Raw genomic sequence first — 19,279 nt, forward strand, 5'->3', positions numbered from 1 at the left:
ACATGATGCTGAAACCCTGTCTTGCCGCCCTTCTGGTTGCGGCCCTGCCCCTGAACGCACAGGCCGACGGCGATGACGGTCGGCTGGGTCTGGCCGGGCTGCTCTCGGCCAAGAACAAGGAGGACCTGCCACCAATCATCCTGTCGGCCGGAATGCCGCTGGCCGATGCGCCTTGGGTGCTGCAATCGGGCACCTATTACGAGTTCGAGATCCAGGGCGACGGCAGCCAGGAGCTGGCGCTGGTGGGGCCTGAGTTCTTTCGCGCCATCTGGATCGACGAGATCGTGGTCGAAGGTCTGGAAATCCGGCCGCTGGGCCTCGACTCGGTCGAATTCGACGAGGCGGGCGAGATGGAGATAGGCTTTGTCGCGATCAAGCCGGGCCGCTATTACCTTAAGGTACCGGGCAGCACCGGCGAAACCCAGCGGCTGGAGATCACCATCAAGTGACAGGGCTAAGTGTCCGAAATCTCGACTATTCCTATGGCAGCCGCAAGGCGCTGGACACGGTCAGTTTTGACGTGGCGCCGGGCCGGTTTGCGGCGTTGCTGGGGCCCAATGGTGCGGGGAAATCGACGCTGTTTTCCTTGCTGACCCGGCTTTTCACCACCCGTTCGGGCAAGATCTCGGTCGCCGGGCATGACCTGTCTAAGAATCCGCGCGCGGCGCTGGCGCGGATCGGGGTCGTGTTCCAGCAGCCGACGCTGGATCTGGATCTGAGCGTGACGCGCAACCTGACCTATTTCGCCGCCCTCCACGGGCTGTCGGGGCGCACCGCGCAAACCCGGATCGCCGCGGCGCTGGAGCGGCTCGACCTGAGCGACCGCGCCCACGAGCGCGCCCGCGACCTGAATGGCGGCCACCGGCGCCGGACCGAGATTGCGCGCGCCCTGATCCACGACCCCTCGGTGCTGCTGCTCGACGAACCCACCGTGGGGCTGGACGCGGCCAGCCGCAAGGCGATCACCGACCATGTGCATGCGCTGTCGCGCGAGCGGGGGCTGACCGTGCTCTGGGCCACCCATCTGACCGACGAGATCGAGGATGACGACCAGTTGCTGATCCTGCATCGCGGGCGGCTGTTGCAGGACGGCACCGCGGGCACGCTACGCGGGGCGCTGCCCCTGCGCGAGCATTTCCTGTCCCAGACATCCGACCGGATCGGGGAACGGGCATGAATGCCGCGCTGATCGCCCTGCGCGCCATCGTCCTGCGCGAGGCGCTGCGCTTTGTCCGCCAGCGGGGGCGGTTCGTGGCAGCGCTGGTGCGACCGCTGATCTGGCTGCTGGTCTTTGCCGCCGGGTTTCGCGCCGCGCTGGGCCTGTCGATCACACCGCCCTATCAGACCTATATCACTTACGAGGTCTATATCGTGCCGGGCCTCTGCGGCATGATTGCCCTGTTCAACGGCATGCAATCCAGCCTCAGCCTGGTCTATGACCGCGAGATGGGGTCGATGCGGCTGCTCTTGACCTCGCCCCTGCCGCGCTGGTGGCTCCTGTTCTGCCGGCTGCTTGCCTCGACCGCCATTTCGATCCTGCAAACCTATTGCTTTCTGGCGGTGGCGGCGGCCTTTGGCATCCAGCTTCCGGTCTGGGGTTATGTGGCGGTGCTGCCGGCGCTGGTGGTTGCGGGCATCATGTTGGGCGCGCTGGGGCTGGCGCTGTCCTCGCTGATCCGGCAGCTGGAGAATTTCGCGGGCGTGATGAACTTTGTCATCTTTCCGATGTTCTTTTTGTCCACCGCGCTCTACCCGCTGTGGAAGATGGCCGAAAGCTCGACTCTTTTGCGCGATATCTGCGCGTTGAACCCGTTCACCCATGCGGTCGAACTGATCCGCTTTGCGCTCTACGGCCAGTTCAACGGACCCGCGCTGGGCTGGACCGTGCTGGCGGGGGCGGTGTTTCTGGGGCTGGCCTTTTGGGGGTATGACCCGGCGCGCGGCCTGCTGCGGCGCAAGGGTTGAGCCGCCCCGCCTTCGACCAAAGAACAAGGGAAAACCGCTCCAGCGCTTGCTATGACGGCAACAGGAAACGCGCGCTTGCACCCGCCCCGGCGGGGACCTCATTCAGGAGTGAGAAATGAGACCTGTTTCCTATGCGCTGGCGCTGATGATGGCGGCTTCGCCCGCCCTGGCCGACACCAAATTCGAACAGATCAAGATCGAGGCCGGCGCGGCGCTCTATGATGCCGAATGCCGGCGCTGCCATGCCTCGGACACTGATCACGAGAGCTATGGCCCACCGCTGGAAAACGTGCTGGGGCGCGGGGCCGGTACCTATCCCGACTATGATTATTCCATCGCGCTCGAGGCCTCGGGCATCGTCTGGACGCCAGCGGCGCTGCGCGCATGGATGGAGGACAATACCGGCTTCATGCCAGGCACCAAGATGCGCCATGTCGGGATCGAGGACCGCACCGTGCAGGATTTCATTCTTGCCTATCTGGCCAGCCTCAGCACCCGCGACCCCAAGAAGATCTCGGACTGAACCCGGAACCCGGCGCCGGACAGGACGGTCTGGCGTCGGGGTGAACATGAATTCTTTTTGTTCAAAATCAATACACAACATCATATACCTTCAGCAAAAGATGAACCCACATCGTGCACACCGACGGGCACGGCTTGCCTGTGGCCATGCCCCCAGCGACACACCTCTGGTTGACCCTACGACCTTTGTTCAATTTCGCGCGAGCGGCTTCGTTCCAATAATACCGCTCAGCCAAAAACCCGAGGTTTGGGGTGGTTCGGCTTGGAGAGGATGCAAGGGAGGAAACCGATGAACAAGATCATCATGGCCGCAGTGGCGGGCCTGGTCGCGACAGCGGGCTGGCACAGCACCGCGCTGGCGGCCGGTGTCACCGAAGAGGACCTGGCCAATGACACGGCCAACACGTCCAGCGTATTGACCAACGGCATGGGCCGGCATTTGCAGCGCTACAGCCCGCTGGACATTCTGAACAAGGACAATGTCAAGAACCTGATGCCCGCCTGGGCCTTCAGCCTTGGTGGAGAGAAACAGCGCGGGCAGGAAACCCAGCCGCTGGTTCATGACGGCGTGATGTATATCACCGGCTCGTACAGCAGGCTTTATGCCATCGACGTCAACACCGGCGAGGAGCTTTGGCAGTACGATGCCCGTCTGCCCGAAGGTATCCTTCCCTGCTGCGACGTGATCAACCGCGGTGCGGCCATTTATGGCGACAAGATCTATTTTGGCACCCTCGATGCGCGGATCGTGGCGCTGGACGCCAAATCCGGCGACGTGGTCTGGAACAAGAAGATCGCCGATTACAAGGCAGGCTATTCCTATACCGCCGCGCCGCTGATCGTGAAGGGGTTGGTGATCACCGGCAACTCGGGTGGTGAGTTCGGCATCGTGGGCGAGGTACAGGCGCGCGACGCCGAGACCGGCGAGATGGTCTGGACCCGGCCCGTGATCGAAGGCCACATGGGCACCTTCAAAGGCGAAGAAAGCACCATGACCGGCACACTGAACGCGACCTGGCCGGGCGACATGTGGAAGACCGGCGGCGGCGCCACCTGGCTGGGCGGCTCCTATGACGCCGAGACCGATACGCTGGTCTTTGGCGCGGGCAACCCCGCACCCTGGAACAGCTGGCTGCGCGATGCCGGTCAGAACAACGATGGTTCGGGCGACAACCTCTATGCCGCCTCGCGCATCGGCATCAATCCCGACAATGGCGAGATCAAGTGGCATTTCCAGACCACCCCGCGCGAAGGTTGGGACTATGACGGTGTGAACGAGGTCGTGGCCTATACCGACCGCGACGGCAACAAACGCTGGGCCACCGCCGACCGCAACGGGTTCTTCTATGTGCTGAACCGCGAGGACGGCAAGTTCGTGCGCGGCGTGCCGTTCGTCAAGGATATCACCTGGGCCTCCGGCCTGGATGAGAACGGCCGCCCGATCTTCAACGAGGACAACCGTCCGGGCGACCCGGCAGCGGCGGCCGATGGCGCCAAGGGCGAGGTGATCTTTGCCTCTCCCTCCTTCCTGGGCGGCAAGAACTGGATGCCGATGGCGTTCAGCCAGAGGACCGGCAATTTCTACGTGCCCTCGAACGAATGGGGCATGGATATCTGGAACGAGCCGATCACCTACAAGAAGGGCGCGGCCTATCTGGGCGCGGGCTTCACGATCAAGCCGAACTATGAGGACCATATCGGCAGCCTCAAGGCGATCGATCCCGATACCGGCGAGTTGAAGTGGGAGTTCAAGAACGACGCCCCGCTCTGGGGTGGCGTGATGACCACCGCCGGCGGGCTGGTGTTCACCGGTACGCCCGAGGGCAAGTTCATCGCCTTTGACGACGAAACCGGCGAGGTCCTGTGGTCGTTCCAGACCGGTTCGGGCATCGTCGGCCAGCCCGTCACCTGGGAGATGGGCGGCGAGCAATATGTCTCGGTCATCTCCGGCTGGGGTGGCGCTGTGCCGCTCTGGGGTGGAGAGGTTGCCAAGAAGGTGAACTATCTCAACCAGGGCGGCACGCTCTGGACCTTCAAGCTGCCCAAGCAGCTGGCCGCCGCGAACTGACGGCATCGCCATTGACGCAAACGCGCGCCCCCCGGGCGCGCGTTTTTTTTGCTTGCCGTTTTCCCAGGGAAAACGGCTCGGAAAACAATGTTTTCCGGCTCGGAATTCTTGCAGAATTCCGCCATCGCCAGATGGTAGGACCCGGTATTCGACCTTTGGCCAATGGCGTTTCGCCGCACCCGCGTTACAGTTGCAGCATGAACAAACCTACGGATCGGGCCATGCAGACCCAGGCAGGGACACCCCCGGCGCAGCCGTTTCGCTCCGCCCTTATCGTCGATGACCACCCGCTGTTCTGCGACGCCCTGTCGATGACCCTGCAAGCCGTGTCCGGCATCCGCACCGTGCAGACCCTTGCCCGGCTCGAGGAGGCGCTGGACTGGCTGGGCGGCCACCCTGCCCCCGATCTGGTCATTCTCGACCTCAACCTGCCCGATGTCGAAGGGCTCGACGGGCTGGTCCGCATCCGCACCGCCGCCCGCACCCCGGTCATCGTGGTCTCGTCCATGGCCGACAATCGGGTGATCTCGGGCGTGATCCAGGCGGGTGCGTCCGGTTTCGTGCCCAAACATTCCCAGCGCGAAGTGTTCCGCACCGCCATCGAGACCGTCTCGACCGGTGCCGTCTTCACCCCTGAGGGATATGTCGATGTTGCCGGGGACAAGGGCGACGGCCCCGAGGTCGAGGACGCGCTGGCCCGCCTCTCGGCGCTGACCAACCAGCAGGCCCGCATCCTGCAACTGGTTTGCGAGGGCAAGCTGAACAAGCAGATCGCCTATGACCTGTCGATTGCCGAAACCACGGTCAAGGCCCATGTCACCGCCATCATGCGTAAGCTCGGGGTGCAAAGCCGCACCCAGGCGGTGCTGATCGCCAAAAAGACCAGTTTCTCGAGTTTCTTGCCAGAGGCGCAGAAACAGGCATAACCTGCCAGTCGGGAGAAAAGGGAGGAGCGCTTGGACCTCAGTCTGGGTCCGATCCGCGCGGCACAGGCCGCGCCTCAGGTGTTGTGCACCGCCTCGGTGCACCACGACCATCCGCATGCCGTCGAGGCCTTGGCCGAAGCATTGGGTCCGGTCGAACTGGAACTGCTGCTGCTGATGGCTTCACCCCAGGCGGATATCCCGGCCCTTCTGGCCCGCGCCGCATTGGTTCTGCCAGGCACCCGGATTGTCGGCTGCACCACGGCAGGCGAAATTTCGGCCGCCGGCTATACCGAGGGAGAGATTGTCGCCATCGGCATGCCTCGGGCCTATTTCAAGGCGCAGACGATGCTGGTCCCCGATCTCCTGGACTATGATCCCCAGGCCCTGATCGACCGGATGATCCAGACCCGCAACGATCTGGCCGTTGCCCAGCCCGACTGGGGACACGAGTTCAATTTTCTGCTGATCGACGGCTTGTCAACGCTCGAGGACCGGCTGGTCTCGGATCTGGCCATCGGGCTTGGGCCGGTACCGCTGTTTGGTGGATCGGCGGGCGATGGCGAACGGTTCGGTGCCACGTTCGTATTCCACGATGGCCGCGCCCACAGCAACGCCGCGGTGCTGATGCAGGTCCGAACCCGCTGCCCGATCCAGGTGTTCAAGACGGACCACCTGTCGCCCACCGAACAACGCATGGTGGTCACCGGCGCCAATCCCGACCGGCGGCTGGTGCACGAGCTCAACGCCGAACCGGCCGCACGCGAATATGCGCGCATTCTGGGCAAGGATCCCGAACAACTCACCACCTTTACCTTTGCAGCCCACCCGGTCGTGGTCCGGATCGGGGGCCAGCATCATGTGCGCTCGATCCAGCGCGTGGCCGAGAATGGCGACCTGGTATTCTTCTCCGCGATCGACGAGGGGCTGGTGCTGACCCTGGCCGAGGCGCGCGACATGCGCGAGCATCTGCGCGAGGAACTATCCCGCCTTTCGACCGATGGTCCGCCCGCGGTGATCCTGGGCTGCGACTGCCTGTTGCGGCGGATGGAGGCGCAGCAGAAACAGGTTCTGGGTGCGCTGTCAGACATTCTGCGAGAGAATCGTGTTGTCGGTTTCTCGACGTATGGCGAACAGTTCAACTCGATGCATGTGAACCAGACGCTGACCGGCGTGGCCATCTACCCACCCGACGATTTGTGAGGCCCCATGCCGGGATCGCTGCTCAACCCCGCCGACACGCCGGACCGGCAGATCGAGAAGCTGGTCAAGATCAACGCCGCCCTGATGCGCCGTGTGGAACAGGCCACCGACGCCTCTGGCGCGGCCTATGCCCAGTTCGAGCGCGCCGCCCTGCTCGAGGAAGAGGTGCGCAACCGCACCCGCGACCTGGAACGCGCGCTCGACCTTCTCAACGATTCCAACGCCCGCCTGGCCGAGGCCAACCGCGCCACCGAAGAGGCGCGTTCGAACCTGGCCAATGCCATCGAGACGGTGCAGGAGGGGTTTGCCCTCTTCGATCCCGACGAGCGGCTGGTCATGTGCAACTCGCGCTTTGGCCTGCATATGCCTGATATCCGAGACCGTTTCCGCCCCGGCATCACCTTTCGCCAATATGTCGATCTGGTCAGCGGCTCGCGCTATCTGTCCCTGCCGGAAAACAAGACACCGCGCGACTGGGCGGCACAGCGGATGCGGCGGCACACCGACGATCATGTCATCTTCAACGTCCGCATGGTCGGCAGCCGCTGGGTTCAGGTCAGCGAGCATCGCACCCCCGATGGCGGCACCGTGATCCTGCAAACCGATGTCAGCGACATCATGCGGCTGGAGCGGCAGGAGCGCGACCGGATGCTGGACGATCAGGCCCGGCTGATCCGCGCCACGCTGGAACATCTCGATCAGGGCGTGTGCATCTTCGACAATCAGGGCCGGCTGGCGGGCTGGAACCAGCGGGTGGGGGAAATGCTGTCGATCCCGGCCCGGCGCTTTTCGATGGGGGTGCGGTTTTTCTCGCTATTCGAAGGCTTTACCCGCAACGCCTCATATTCGAACGGCATCACCGAGGAAACCATCCGTGCCTGGATCACCGCCACCGACGGCCGCCCGCCGATCGGCTTCGAGATCCGCCAGGGCGAGAACAAGACCCTCTCGGTGCATGCCCAGGAGATGCCGGACCGTGGTTTCGTGATCTCGTTCAGCGACGTGTCCGCAGAACGCGCCGCCGTGCGCGCGATCCGGCAAGCCAACGAATTGCTCGAGGCGCGGGTGGCCGAACGCACCCTGGAACTGGCAGACGCCCTGTCCGAGGCCGAGCGCGCCAATGCCTCGAAATCGCGCTTTGTCGCGGCGGCCAGCCACGATCTGCTTCAGCCCCTTTCAGCGGCCAAGCTCTACATGGCCTCGATCGAGCCGGGTCAGGACCCCACCCAGATTCACCAGATCGCCGACAAGGCCCGGCGCTCGCTCGACAGTGTCGAGACCATTCTCGAGGCGCTGCTGGATATCTCGACCCTCGATTCCGGCAAGGCCGAAGTGCATCGTGCTCCGGTGCCGCTGGGGGTGATCCTAGCACAACTGGCCGAGGAGCTGGGCCCCACCGCCCGCGCCAAGGGGCTGGAGTTGCGGGTGATCCCTTCGGGCGCGGTGGTGCTGTCGGACGCTACCTATCTGCGCCGCATCGCGCAGAACCTGATCGTCAATGCCATTCGGTATACCCGCAAGGGCAAGATCGTGGTGGGGGTAAGGCGGCGGGGCAAATCGGTGCGGCTCGAGGTATGGGATACCGGACCGGGCATTGCCGCCGAACAGCGTGACATCATCTTTCGCGAATTCCAGCGGCTCGACGCCGCCGCCTCGGCCGCCGAGGGGATGGGGCTGGGTCTGGCCATTGTCGAGCGGGCCTGCGCCTTGCTTGGCCATCCGCTCGATCTGGTTTCGACCGTGGGGCGCGGCTCGGGGTTTCTGGTCGAATTGTCGGTGGCGCCGACACCGGATTTCACCAGTTTCCGCCGCACCTCCGGCCCTGCACTGGCTCCGTCGGGGCTGAACGGCCTGATCGTGCTGCTGGTCGAGAACGATGCCGAATTGCGCAACGCACTGACCATCGCGATGGAGGCCTGGGATGTCTGTGTCCTGCCCTCAGCCTCGATCGCCGAGGCGCTGGCGCTGATCGACGACGAAGGCATTCAGCCCGATGCGGTGATCGCCGATCTGCAACTGGACCGGGGCGAGATGGGGACCGTGCTGCTCAACATGATCCGTACCCGTCTGGGGCCGGTACCGTCATGCATCATCACAGCCTCGCGCTCTCCGGCGGTGATCGACATCTGCGTGCAGCAAGGCTGGGAGCTGTTTCACAAGCCGATCGCGGCCGAAACCCTGCGCGGATTTCTGTCCGGGGCCACCGCCAGCACATCCTGACCGGCATTCGACCAAAGGAGCATTTGCCAGTCCGGTCCCACGCGGTAGGCTGACCGATAAGACAATCAGCCAGTGGAGGTGAAAAATGGCTTGGACGGCTCCGAAGCTTCGTGAAGTGAACTGCGGCATGGAAATCAACATGTACGCCCCGGCAGAGGATGAAGGCGGTCGCGGCACCGACCCGATCCTGTAACCACGACCCCGCCGCGGAGGCCCGAAGATGAAGATCGTCGTTCTGGGTGCCGCGGCCGGTGGGGGCCTGCCGCAATGGAATTGCGGCTGCGTCAATTGCAACGATGCGCGTGCCGGGCGACTCAGGTCGTCCGGCCAGTCGTCGTTGGCGGTCTCGGCGGACGGGTCGCGCTGGTCGATCCTGAATGCCTCGCCCGATATCCGCCAGCAGATGCAGGACAGGCCCGTGCTGCACCCGCAAGGCCTGCGCGACTCGCCCGTGGCCTCGGTGCTGGTGACCAATGGCGATATCGACCATATCGCCGGGCTGTTGTCGCTGCGCGAGCAGACGCCGTTTGATCTGTTTGCCACTGCCGGTATTCACGAGGTTCTGGAGGGCAACCGTATCTTTGACGCACTGGCCCGCGACAAGGTCGCCCGCCGCCGCGTCGCTCTGGACACGCCCTTTGCGCTGCATGACGGGCTGGACGCCATGCTGTTCGCTGTGCCCGGCAAGGTGCCTCTGTTCATGGAGGGCGAGACCGTCGATACCGGGTTGATCGGCGAACAGACGGTCGGCCTGCGCCTCAGCGACGGGCGCAGCACCGCCTATTACATCCCCGGCTGCGCCCATGTGCCCGACGATCTGCTGGACCGGCTGTCGGATGCCGATCATCTGCTGTTCGACGGCACGCTTTGGGACGATGACGAGATGATCCGCAGCGGCACCGGCATCAAGACCGGGCGCCGCATGGGCCATATCCCGATCTCGGGCCCCGATGGCTCGATGGTCCGGCTCGCCGGGCTGGCCGCGAACAAGACCTATATCCATATCAACAACACCAATCCGGTCTGGCGCGAGGGCGGCGCAGAACGCGCCGAAGTGGCGCGGCAGGGCTGGCAGGTGGCCCATGACGGACTGGAGATCGTGCTATGAGCCGCAAAGACCTTGAGGCCCGGCTGCGCGCCATCGGCGCCGAACGCTATCACGACAAGCACCCGTTCCATCACAAGCTGCATGGCGGCGACTGCACCCCCGATCAGGTCCGCGCCTGGGTGATCAACCGCTGGGCCTATCAGGCGGCGATCCCGATGAAGGACGCGGCCTTTCTGTCGCGCTGTGCCGATCCCGATATCCGTCGCGCCTGGCGGTCGCGGATCGAGGATCACGATGGCGGGGTCGACAGCGGCGGCGGGCTGCGGCGCTGGCTGAAACTGGCCGAGGCAGTGGGGCTCGACCCCGACTACGTGGCCTCGGGGCGCGGTATCCTCCCCGCCACCCGCTTTGCGGTCGAGGCCTATATCCACTATGTCCGCGAACAACCTTTGTTGCAGGCGGTGGCCTCGTCCCTGACAGAGCTGTTCGCGCCGAAAATCCACGAGAACCGGATCGAGGGGCTGCTCAGGCACTATGATTTCGCCGACGACACCAGCCTGAGTTACTTCCGCAAACGCCTGACCGAGGCGCCGCGCGACGTGGCTTATGGGCTGGGCTGGGTGCTGGACCACGCGGATACGCCCGAGAAGGCCGACATGGCCTGCGCGGCGCTGATCTTCAAGACGGATGTGCTCTGGGCGCAGCTCGACGCGCTCTGGGGCGCCTATGTCGACGGCCATGTGCCCCCCGGCGCATGGCGCCCCGGCGAGGGCATGGCATGACGCTGGCGCTGGCCCCCACCGACCGCCCCTATCTGCCGCGCGGCGTGCGGTTGGTGGCGGACCGGGTGCGCGGCGGCCTTGTGCTGCTGGCGCCGGAAAAGGCGGTGGCGCTCGATCCGGTGGGCGAGGCGATCCTGTCGCGCATGGACGGGCAGACCAGCCTGGCGGCGCTGGTCGACCAGCTGGCGGCCGCCTATGACGCGCCCCGGGCAGAGATCGAGAAGGATGTGCAGGCCTTTCTGCAAGGCTTGCGCGCCCGCATGTTCCTGATGGTGTCGCCATGACGGGGCGGCGTTTTCCGGCACGGAAAACGATCCGGAAAACCACCGGTTTTCCGAGCCGGAATTCGTGCCGAATTCCGGCGGCGAGGCGTCCCGCATGAGTGTTCCCGCTCCCATCGCCATGCTGGCCGAGCTAACCCATCGCTGCCCGCTGGCCTGCCCCTATTGCTCGAACCCGCTTGCGCTCCACGGAAAGGGGAACGAGCTGAACACTGAAACCTGGGCGCGCGCCTTTGGTGAGGCTGCCGAACTGGGTGTATTGCAGCTACATCTCTCTGGCGGCGAACCCGCCTCGCGTCCCGATCTGGTCGATCTGACCCGCGCGGCCCATGAGGCAGGGCTCTATACCAACCTGATCACCAGCGGCATCGGTTTGACCCCCGCGCGGCTCGACGCGCTCGAGGCCGTGGGGCTCGACCATATCCAGCTGTCGCTGCAAGGCACCACGCCCGAACTGGCCGACCGCATCGGCGGCTACAAGGGCGGATTTGCCCGCAAGATGGCAGTAGCCGCCGAGATCAAGGCGCGCGGCATCCCGCTGACCCTGAACGCGGTGATGCATCGCCATAATCTCGACGACCTTGAACGCACCATCGATTTGGCCATCGAGCTGGGCGCCCGCCGGCTCGAAGTGGCCTGCGTGCAGTTCCACGGCTGGGCCACGCGCAACCGGGCCGCACTGCTGCCCAGCCGCGCCCAGACCGAGGCTGCCAAGCGGATCGTGGCCGAGGCCGAGGCGCGGCTGCGCGGCACACTTGCCTTCGATTTCGTGCCGCCCGACTATTACGCCGATTATCCAAAGGCCTGCATGGGCGGTTGGGGTTCGGCAGGTTTGAACATCGCGCCCGATGGCACTGTGCTGCCCTGTCATGCGGCCGAGACCATCCCGCATCTCGACTTTGACAGGTTCCCCGATAAAACCCTGCGCGAGATCTGGTATGACGGCGCCGCCTTCAACGCCTATCGCGGCACCGACCACTTGCCCGAGACCTGCCGCAGCTGCGAGCGGGTCGGGATCGACTTTGGCGGCTGCCGCTGCCAGGCGCTGGCGCTGGCCGGCGACGCGGCGGCGACCGATCCTGTCTGCTCCCGCTCACCCGATCATCACAAGGTCACCGCGCTGCTCGAGACCGCGCTGGCCGAGGGGGACGCGGCAGAGTTCACCTATCGCCGGATGCCGCGCAAAGGTTAGGCGCGCGCCATTGCCCCCGCATCCAGCACCGCTTGCGCCCAATCACGGGGCCGCTCCTGTGGCAGATTGTGGCCCGCACCCTCGAAAACCCGATAATCGAACGGGCCGGTGAACTGTGTCGCATGCCCTGCGGTTCCGACGTTCACCCCGTCGCGGTTGCCGTCGATTGCCACCGTCGGCACGCTGATCCTGGGCTGCGCCACCAGCTGCGTCTCGATATGGGCATAGGCCGGATCACCCGGCACCAAGCCGAAGCGGTGGCGATAGGAATGGATCACCACGTCAACAAAATCCGGGTTGTCGAAGGCGTCCGCCGTGCGGTCGAACTCTGCCGTGCTGAACGCCCATGTGGGCGACCACATGCGCCAGAGCGTTCGGGCCAGCGCGCGGCGGTCCCGTTCCAACCCGCGACGCCCGCGCTCGGAATGAAAGTAGTACTGGTACCAGAAACTTGCCTCGATCTCGGGCGCCTCGGGCTCGCCCGAACGGGGGATGTTCTGGATGTTGTAGGAATTGCCGCTGACCAGCGCCTCGACCCGTTCGGGCCAAAGCGCCGCGACAATGCACGAGGCGCGCCCGCCCCAGTCATAGCCCCCCAACACCGCGCGCCCGATCCCCAGCGCATCCATCAGCGCCAGAAGATCGGCCGCCAACGCCGCCTGCTCGCCCGAGCGGGGCGTGTCGGGCGACAGGAACCGGGTCGGGCCATAGCCGCGCAGCCAGGGCAGGATCACCCGCGCCCCCGCCGCCGCCAGCAGCGGCGCGGCCTCGGCATAGGTCTGCACGTCATAGGGAAAGCCATGGCTCAGGATACAGGGCCAGCCATCGGTGGGCCCCGTCTCCAGATAGGTGACCGCGAGCACGCCTGCGGTAACTGTTCGCTGCTGCATCTTCGCCGCCCTTCCTGTTTCGTGACCACTGCGGCAGGCTGCGCCAGTGCGCCACAACAGGCAAGCCCAGATTGGGGCGCGAGGCCGCACCGGGCATATCCCTATGGCAGCACCCCCCGGAATCGCGCTAAACCCCGCATAAACCGGCCGCTTTGCGTGGCCAGACACCCAAGACCAGGCAACCCGGCAACCCGCGCGCCCCCGGCGCGGCCCGCCGCACCCAGGAGGACCGACATGGGCGTGATCCGCGAAAGCGACATGATCGAAAGCATCGCCGAGGCGCTGCAATATATCTCGTATTACCACCCGGCTGATTTCATCGGCGCCATGACCAGCGCCTGGGAGCGCGAGGAAAACCCCGGCGCCAAGGCCGCGATGGCACAGATCCTGGTCAACTCGCGCATGTGCGCCATGGGCCGCCGCCCGATCTGTCAGGATACCGGCGCCGCCAATATCCACGTCAAGGTGGGCGTCCAGGCCAAGACCGATTTCAGCCGCTCGCTGCAAGAGATCTGTGACGAGGGCACCCGCCAGGGATACCAGCGCGACACCAACCCGCTGCGCGCAAGCGTGGTGGTCGACCCGTTCGGCGCCCGCAAGAACTCGGGCGACAACACGCCCTGCATGCTGACGGTCGAGATGGTCGCCGGCGACACGATCGAGGTCGAGGTCGCGGCCAAGGGCGGCGGATCCGAGAACAAGTCGAAATTCACCACGCTCAACCCCTCGGGCAATGTGGCCGACTGGGTGGTGCAGACGGTCGAGACGCTGGGTGCCGGCTGGTGCCCGCCGGGCGTGCTGGGCATCGGCGTGGGCGGCAATGCCGACAAGGCGATGGCGCTGGCCAAACAGGCGCTGAGCGAACCGCTCGACATGGCCGACCTGCTGCGCCGAGGCCCCTCGGACAAGACCGAGGAGCTGCGGTTGGAAATCTATGACCGTGTCAACGCGCTGGGGATCGGCGCACAGGGCCTGGGCGGCGTGACCACCGTGCTTGACGTCAAGATCAAGAGCTTCCCGACCCATGCGGCCTCGCTGCCTGTCGGCCTGATCCCCAACTGCGCTGCCACAAGGCATGTGCATTTCACCCTCGACGGGTCGGGGGCCGCCGAATTCACCCCGCCCTCGATGGACCTGTATCCCGACATCCTGCTGGATGCGGCCGGGGCACAGGCGACGCGGCTCAACCTCGACGATCTGAACGACAGCGCGCTGGCGGCGCTGGAACCGGGACAGACGCTGCTGCTCTCGGGCACGCTTTATACCGGGCGCGACGCCGCGCATAAGCGGATGGTCGACATGCTCGACAAGGGCGAACCGCTGCCCGTCGATCTGAAGGGCAAGGCGATCTATTACGTCGGTCCCGTCGATGCGGTGGGCGACGAGGTGATCGGCCCGGCGGGCCCGACCACCTCGACCCGGATGGACAAGTTCACCGACCGTATCCTGGGCGATACCGGGCTCAAGGTGATGGTCGGCAAGGCCGAGCGCGGCCCGGTCGCCATCGAGGCGATCGCCAAGCACAAGGCGGCCTATCTGATCGCGGTGGGGGGCGCGGCCTATCTGGTCTCCAAGGCGATCAAGGCGGCCAAGCCAGTCGCGTTCCAGGACCTCGGGATGGAAGCCATCTACGAGCTCAAGGTCGAGGACATGCCGGTAACCGTCGCGGTCGACACCAAGGGCAACTCGATCCACCAGAGCGGCCCGGCCAAGTGGCGCCGCGCCACTGCCGCAGGCAGCTGATGCATAAGGCGCGCGGGGCCGTCCCGCGCGCCGCTCAATCCAGTTGGCGCTGTGCCAGTTTCGCGCCCTCGACCAGTTCCGCCGAGGGGAACAGTACCACCCGCGCGCCGGACTTTAACCCAGACAGGACTTCGGCCTCGCGCCCGTTGTTGCGCCCGGCCTCGATCTCGCGCAGCACCGCGCGCCCCTCTTCGACCGCAAAGACTGCCCAAGCGTCGCCATGGCGGAAGATCGCCGCCGAGGGCACGATCAGCGCATCCGCGCGCTCCCAGACAACAATCCGCACCTCAACACGATAGCCATGGCCCAGGTTCTCGCGCTCGTCGCTGGGCGTCTCGAACTGGATGATGACCTGTACCCGCTGTTCCTCGACCCCGAGGGCGGAATGCTTGGTATAGCCATAGGGGTCGATCCGGCTGACGATACCGGACAGATCGCGCGCGCCGCCCCAATTGGTGATGATCACCCGGTCCCCGGTTTGCACCTGCACCGCGTCCGAGGAGAGCAGTTCGGCCATCACTTCCAGATCGCCCTCGATATCGCCGATTTCCAGGATCGGGGCACCGGCCGGCAGGGTCGTCTCGCTCTTCTGGATCACCTTCAGGATGGTGCCGTCGATGGGCGCGCGCAGCGGAATACTGTGGCCGTCGGGGTTGCGCTCGGAGAGCGCGGCCCCCAACGCCGCGTCGTCAAATCCGATCAACTGCGCGCGCGCATTGGCCAGTTCTGCCTCGCGCATGGCGATGGCCGCGCCCACCGTGTCCAGATTGGCCCGTGCCACCCGTGCCTCCTGCTCGGCCCGTTGCAACGTGACCTGACTGGTTACCCCACGCTCGACCAGCTTGCGGGCGCGTTCCAACTCACTCTCGGCAAAGTCCTTCTTGGCCTCGGCCGCGTTCAGATCGGCATGGGCCAGGCGCAGCGCCGCCTCGGCGGCGGTGACGGCGGCATGGGCCTGTTCGCGGGTGCGCACATCCAGCGCCGAGGGGTTGGCGGGCCGCATCTGCGCCACCACGGTCTTGCCACGCTCGACCACCTCGCCCGGTTCCACCGTGACACGCTGCAACTCGCCGGCCACTGGAGAAGAGACCACATAGGGTTCCTTGACCCGCGTGCGCCCCTCCTCGTCGATGGTGAGCACCATGCGGCCCTGCCGGACCTCGGCCATATCCACCAGCATCGGGCGCGGCCAGAAGGCGAAGGCCAGAAACCCGGCCACACCAAGCGCGGTTGCGAGGGTCAGAACGCTGCGGGATCGTCTTCGTTGCCGGGCCACTCTCGTCACTCTCTGTTTTTCAGCGCCAGGATCAGGTCGGTCCTGTCGATATCACGTTTCACCAGCCAACCCGACAGCAGCGCCGCGATCAGCACCACGATCATCGCCTGGCCAAAACCGGTCAGCCCGAAACTGGCCGGTATCTGATAAAGATCGGTGCTGAACCCCGCCGAAATCGCAAGGTTCAGCCAATAGCCCCCCAAAGCACCCAGAGGCATCGCCAGCACCACCACCGCTGCCAGCTCTCCCAGCAGGACAAAGGCGACCTCGCCCCGAGTAAAGCCAAGCACCCGCAACCCCGCCAGATCGCGCTCGCGCTCGGCCTGGGCCACCCGGGCCGCGTTGTAGATGACACCAAATGTGATCACCCCGGCGATCACCGCCATGACATAGCGCATGGCGCCAGCGCCCTGGTCCATCATCTTGCGCAAGGCGGCGCGGCTTTCGGATTTCAGCGCCACCCCCGCCACCATGGGCCGGTCCTTGAGGTTACGGTAGACACTGTCGCCTTGTGCCGGGTCCACCCGCAGGAAGGCGCCCGAGATACGCAGCGGCTCTTTCAGCAGCCGGTTCAGCGCGCCGATCTCCATATAAGCGGGTGAGCCGATCAGGCTTTCCGAGACACCGCTGACGGGGACCTCAACAATGGGTCGACGCCCCTCTCGTACATCCAGGATCAGCCGGTCGCCCGCTTCGATCTCCAGCTCGCGCGCCAGACCCGTGGACAGGATGATGCCGTCTCTGCGGATCGGGATATCGGTCATATCCGCATCGACCGCGCGGTACAGGCGCGGCGCCTCGGCCATGCCGTTGACCGCGCCGCGATAACTGTGGCGCCCGTTACGCAACACCGCGCTGACAATCCGGATCGGCTCGACCTCGATGACGCCAGGAATGGAAGCAAGGTCATACCGGCTCTGCTCGGCGATGGGATGGGTGAAGGTCACGGTGACATCGCTGCGGTCTATGACGCCAAAGCTCGTCTCGACCATGGCGTCATAGGCGGCCAACAACGAGGCCATCGCCGCCCCCAGCGCGGTTGCCGCGCCCACTCCGGCGATCGCACCCCCCATGCGCAGCGGCTGGCGCGTCAATCGGCGCAACACCATGCGCGTGGGCTGATCCAGCACCCGGCCCAACCAGCCACCCAGCGGGCGGGCGCGGCTGTAGTCGGCGGGCGCGGCGGCGCGCATCGCCACCGCCGGCGTCAGGGCAAAGACCCGCCGCAGCACCAAGAGCCCACCCGCCGAGGCCGCCAGCACACTGACGCCGAACCCGATAGCAAAGCTGGGCGGGTCGAGCCGGAATACCAGAAAGGGAAACTTGTAATACAACATGTAGACATTGACCGACCAGCGCCCCGCCAGGACGCCCAATACGCTGCCCAGAACCGCGCCCCCAACCGCGATCACCAGCACCATCTTGAGGTAATGTACCCCCACCTCCCAACTGGTATAGCCAAAGGCCTTCATCAGCCCGATCTCCTTGCGCTCGGCATCCACCAGGCGCGAGATCACGATGTAGAGAAGAAAGGCCGCCACCGCCATGAACACCGGCGGAACCGTTTTCGAGGTTCGCTTGATGCCCGAAATCTCCTCGACCACGAATTTGTTCGAGGGTAGATCGTCCAGATGATAGGCGCCGGTGCCGCCATAGCGATCAAGCAGCCGGTCCACCTCGGCCATCACCGCGTCGGGCTCGGTCCCGCGCGACAGCGACAGCAGCGCCTCGTTAAAGGCGCCATCCATGTCGAACGCCGCCTCCAGCGCGGTTCGGGTCATCCACAGCAGGGCAAAGCGGCGGTCATCGGGCACCAGTTCACCGGGCGCAGTAGTATAGATGAACTCGGGAGAGACGGCGAGGCCCGAGACGGTAAAGTCGTGCCGCGCCCCGTTCATGGTGGCGCTGATCCGGTCACCCGGTTTCAGCCCATGCGCGCGGGCAAAGCTTTGCAACAGCAGGATTTCATCGGGACGCTCGCCCGACAGGGCGCGCCCGTCGGTCAGCAGCACATCGTTCAGCCGGGGCGCGCCCTGCGCGGGCAGCGAGGCGACCTGTGCCCGCACCGGCACCGCCGCACCGGGCAAATCGACCATCGCTGCACCTGCGACCCGGGTCTCGACCGCGGCAACACCGTCGATCTTGCGCAGATCGACCGCCGCATGGACGGGCGCGCGGGTGACCGGGGCGAATACCTCCGCCAGCCGGTATCGCTCGTAATAGGCCCGCCGGGTCTCGTCGAGACTGCGCACCAGACCTGTTTGCATCACTTGTAGCAGCACCCCTACCGCCACCACCAGGGCGATGGCGACGGCCTGCCCCTTGATCCGCCACAGATCGCGGCCGAGTTTGATGCTTAGCGGTGACATCGCCCCCCTACCATTCGATCTGCTCCGGGGTCAGCTTGGTCTCGTTCACCTTGACCTCGATCACCTGCCCGTCGCCGAACCGGATCACCCGGTCGGCCATGGCCGCCTGCGAGGCCGCATGGGTGACCACCAGAACCGTGGCACCCAGCCGCTCGTTCACCTCTTTCAGAACCTTCAGCACCGCGCGGCCCGTGGTGCTGTCCAGCGCGCCGGTGGGTTCATCGCAGAACAGCACCTCGGGCTGTTTGGCCACCGCGCGGGCAATCGCCACCCGCTGCTGTTCTCCACCCGAGAGCTGGGCCGGGAAATGATCGGCCCGCTCGGCCAACCCCACCAGCGCCAGCGCGGTATCGGCGTCCATCGGTTTGCGGGCGATCTCGGTCACCAGTTCGACATTCTCGCGAGCAGTCAAGCTTGGCATCAGGTTGTAGAACTGAAAGACAAAGCCCACGTGGTCACGCCGATATCGCGTCAGCTCGCTGTCCGACATTGTGGTCAGCTCACGATCCCGAAACAATACTGTACCTTCGCTGGCGCGGTCGAGCCCGCCAATGATGTTGAGGAGTGTCGACTTTCCGCTGCCCGACGCCCCCAGCAGAACCACGAACTCGCCCACCGGAATATCCAGATCGACACCACGCAGGGCATGCACGGCGGTATCTCCGTGGCCGTAAATCTTCTTGAGATTTCGAATGGTAAACGTGTTCTCGGTCAAGACCGCACCTTTCGGCATTTCCCGGGCCATCCCCCGACTAGCAACACTCCCGTGCCCAGCAACAATCTAAAGTCGCATAACG

The 19,279-nt window shown here is 65.3% G+C and carries 18 protein-coding genes; 14 read left to right on the top strand and 4 right to left on the bottom strand.

Going from position 1 to position 19,279, the window contains the following annotated elements:
• Positions 1–2: 2 nt before the first annotated feature.
• The 13 genes from AC2FNY_RS13615 (at position 3) to pqqE (ending at position 12,204) form a co-directional block, all read left to right on the top strand.
• Entirely contained in the window at positions 3–449 is a 447-nt protein-coding gene (locus tag AC2FNY_RS13615) for a hypothetical protein (protein WP_496802794.1), read from the top strand.
• A complete protein-coding gene (locus AC2FNY_RS13620; RefSeq protein ID WP_496802795.1) occupies positions 446–1,177 on the top strand; it encodes an ABC transporter ATP-binding protein in 732 nt (243 codons plus the stop codon). Before AC2FNY_RS13615 ends, AC2FNY_RS13620 begins: the two co-directional genes overlap by 4 nt.
• Positions 1,174–1,965 carry an ABC transporter permease gene (locus AC2FNY_RS13625; protein ID WP_496802796.1) on the top strand — a complete coding sequence of 264 codons (792 nt, stop codon included), beginning with the start codon at positions 1,174–1,176 and terminating at the stop codon, positions 1,963–1,965. Before AC2FNY_RS13620 ends, AC2FNY_RS13625 begins: the two co-directional genes overlap by 4 nt.
• A 115-nt stretch (positions 1,966–2,080) precedes the next feature.
• A complete protein-coding gene (locus tag AC2FNY_RS13630) occupies positions 2,081–2,488 on the top strand; it encodes a c-type cytochrome (protein WP_234137964.1) in 408 nt (135 codons plus the stop codon).
• A gap of 288 nt (positions 2,489–2,776) precedes the next feature.
• Complete coding sequence (locus tag AC2FNY_RS13635) at positions 2,777–4,555, top strand: PQQ-dependent methanol/ethanol family dehydrogenase (RefSeq protein WP_496802797.1); 1,779 nt, start codon at positions 2,777–2,779, stop codon at positions 4,553–4,555.
• A gap of 221 nt (positions 4,556–4,776) precedes the next feature.
• Complete coding sequence (locus AC2FNY_RS13640; RefSeq protein WP_496802798.1) at positions 4,777–5,481, top strand: response regulator; 705 nt, start codon at positions 4,777–4,779, stop codon at positions 5,479–5,481.
• Between the two features lie 30 nt (positions 5,482–5,511).
• Complete coding sequence (locus tag AC2FNY_RS13645) at positions 5,512–6,681, top strand: FIST N-terminal domain-containing protein (RefSeq protein ID WP_496802799.1); 1,170 nt, start codon at positions 5,512–5,514, stop codon at positions 6,679–6,681.
• Positions 6,682–6,687: 6 nt separating this feature from the next.
• On the top strand, positions 6,688–8,901 hold the full coding sequence (locus AC2FNY_RS13650) for a hybrid sensor histidine kinase/response regulator (protein ID WP_234137961.1): 2,214 nt from the start codon (positions 6,688–6,690) through the stop codon (positions 8,899–8,901).
• A gap of 85 nt (positions 8,902–8,986) precedes the next feature.
• The gene (gene pqqA / locus AC2FNY_RS13655) at positions 8,987–9,094 is read left to right on the top strand and encodes a pyrroloquinoline quinone precursor peptide PqqA (RefSeq protein ID WP_011047241.1); all 108 of its coding nucleotides are present in this window, start codon (positions 8,987–8,989) and stop codon (positions 9,092–9,094) included.
• Between the two features lie 27 nt (positions 9,095–9,121).
• Entirely contained in the window at positions 9,122–10,009 is an 888-nt protein-coding gene (pqqB, locus tag AC2FNY_RS13660; RefSeq protein WP_496802800.1) for a pyrroloquinoline quinone biosynthesis protein PqqB, read from the top strand.
• Entirely contained in the window at positions 10,006–10,731 is a 726-nt protein-coding gene (pqqC, locus tag AC2FNY_RS13665) for a pyrroloquinoline-quinone synthase PqqC (RefSeq protein WP_234137959.1), read from the top strand. Before pqqB ends, pqqC begins: the two co-directional genes overlap by 4 nt.
• Complete coding sequence (pqqD, locus tag AC2FNY_RS13670) at positions 10,728–11,015, top strand: pyrroloquinoline quinone biosynthesis peptide chaperone PqqD (protein ID WP_234166821.1); 288 nt, start codon at positions 10,728–10,730, stop codon at positions 11,013–11,015. Before pqqC ends, pqqD begins: the two co-directional genes overlap by 4 nt.
• A 94-nt stretch (positions 11,016–11,109) precedes the next feature.
• Positions 11,110–12,204: a pyrroloquinoline quinone biosynthesis protein PqqE gene (gene pqqE, locus AC2FNY_RS13675; protein WP_496802801.1), complete on the top strand. Its 1,095-nt coding sequence runs from the start codon at positions 11,110–11,112 to the stop codon at positions 12,202–12,204.
• On the opposite strand, the gene AC2FNY_RS13680 is transcribed toward pqqE, so the two are convergent.
• Positions 12,201–13,094, bottom strand: coding sequence for an alpha/beta fold hydrolase (locus tag AC2FNY_RS13680; protein ID WP_496802802.1), 894 nt, complete (start codon positions 13,092–13,094; stop codon positions 12,201–12,203). The genes pqqE and AC2FNY_RS13680 overlap by 4 nt on opposite strands.
• Positions 13,095–13,328: 234 nt before the next feature.
• Here AC2FNY_RS13680 and AC2FNY_RS13685 point away from each other — a divergent pair, with 234 nt between their 5' ends.
• The gene (locus AC2FNY_RS13685; protein ID WP_234137955.1) at positions 13,329–14,837 is read left to right on the top strand and encodes a fumarate hydratase; all 1,509 of its coding nucleotides are present in this window, start codon (positions 13,329–13,331) and stop codon (positions 14,835–14,837) included.
• A gap of 34 nt (positions 14,838–14,871) precedes the next feature.
• Here the strand turns inward: AC2FNY_RS13685 and AC2FNY_RS13690 are convergent, their stop codons facing one another.
• Genes AC2FNY_RS13690 through AC2FNY_RS13700 form a run of 3 tightly spaced genes read right to left on the bottom strand, consistent with a single transcriptional unit; the run spans position 14,872 to position 19,197 of the window.
• Positions 14,872–16,113, bottom strand: a complete 1,242-nt coding sequence (locus AC2FNY_RS13690; protein ID WP_496802803.1) for an efflux RND transporter periplasmic adaptor subunit — start codon at positions 16,111–16,113, stop codon at positions 14,872–14,874.
• Positions 16,114–16,118: 5 nt separating this feature from the next.
• Positions 16,119–18,482, bottom strand: a complete 2,364-nt coding sequence (locus tag AC2FNY_RS13695; protein WP_496802804.1) for an ABC transporter permease — start codon at positions 18,480–18,482, stop codon at positions 16,119–16,121.
• 7 nt (positions 18,483–18,489) lie between these two features.
• Positions 18,490–19,197, bottom strand: coding sequence for an ABC transporter ATP-binding protein (locus AC2FNY_RS13700; protein ID WP_234137952.1), 708 nt, complete (start codon positions 19,195–19,197; stop codon positions 18,490–18,492).
• Positions 19,198–19,279: the final 82 nt, after the last annotated feature.

Source organism: Ruegeria sp. BHSC223, assembly GCF_059613025.1.

What these genes read in the sequence shown, in the direction of transcription:
- AC2FNY_RS13695 (WP_496802804.1), bottom strand. Translation starts at nt 18,482, where the DNA reads ATGTCACCGCTAAGCATCAAACTCGGCCGCGATCTGTGGCGGATCAAG.
- pqqA (WP_011047241.1), top strand. Translation starts at nt 8,987, where the DNA reads ATGGCTTGGACGGCTCCGAAGCTTCGTGAAGTGAACTGCGGCATGGAA.
- pqqD (WP_234166821.1), top strand. Translation starts at nt 10,728, where the DNA reads ATGACGCTGGCGCTGGCCCCCACCGACCGCCCCTATCTGCCGCGCGGC.
- pqqC (WP_234137959.1), top strand. Translation starts at nt 10,006, where the DNA reads ATGAGCCGCAAAGACCTTGAGGCCCGGCTGCGCGCCATCGGCGCCGAA.
- AC2FNY_RS13680 (WP_496802802.1), bottom strand. Translation starts at nt 13,094, where the DNA reads ATGCAGCAGCGAACAGTTACCGCAGGCGTGCTCGCGGTCACCTATCTG.
- AC2FNY_RS13630 (WP_234137964.1), top strand. Translation starts at nt 2,081, where the DNA reads ATGAGACCTGTTTCCTATGCGCTGGCGCTGATGATGGCGGCTTCGCCC.
- AC2FNY_RS13625 (WP_496802796.1), top strand. Translation starts at nt 1,174, where the DNA reads ATGAATGCCGCGCTGATCGCCCTGCGCGCCATCGTCCTGCGCGAGGCG.
- AC2FNY_RS13635 (WP_496802797.1), top strand. Translation starts at nt 2,777, where the DNA reads ATGAACAAGATCATCATGGCCGCAGTGGCGGGCCTGGTCGCGACAGCG.
- pqqB (WP_496802800.1), top strand. Translation starts at nt 9,122, where the DNA reads ATGAAGATCGTCGTTCTGGGTGCCGCGGCCGGTGGGGGCCTGCCGCAA.
- pqqE (WP_496802801.1), top strand. Translation starts at nt 11,110, where the DNA reads ATGAGTGTTCCCGCTCCCATCGCCATGCTGGCCGAGCTAACCCATCGC.
- AC2FNY_RS13685 (WP_234137955.1), top strand. Translation starts at nt 13,329, where the DNA reads ATGGGCGTGATCCGCGAAAGCGACATGATCGAAAGCATCGCCGAGGCG.
- AC2FNY_RS13615 (WP_496802794.1), top strand. Translation starts at nt 3, where the DNA reads ATGATGCTGAAACCCTGTCTTGCCGCCCTTCTGGTTGCGGCCCTGCCC.
- AC2FNY_RS13640 (WP_496802798.1), top strand. Translation starts at nt 4,777, where the DNA reads ATGCAGACCCAGGCAGGGACACCCCCGGCGCAGCCGTTTCGCTCCGCC.
- AC2FNY_RS13650 (WP_234137961.1), top strand. Translation starts at nt 6,688, where the DNA reads ATGCCGGGATCGCTGCTCAACCCCGCCGACACGCCGGACCGGCAGATC.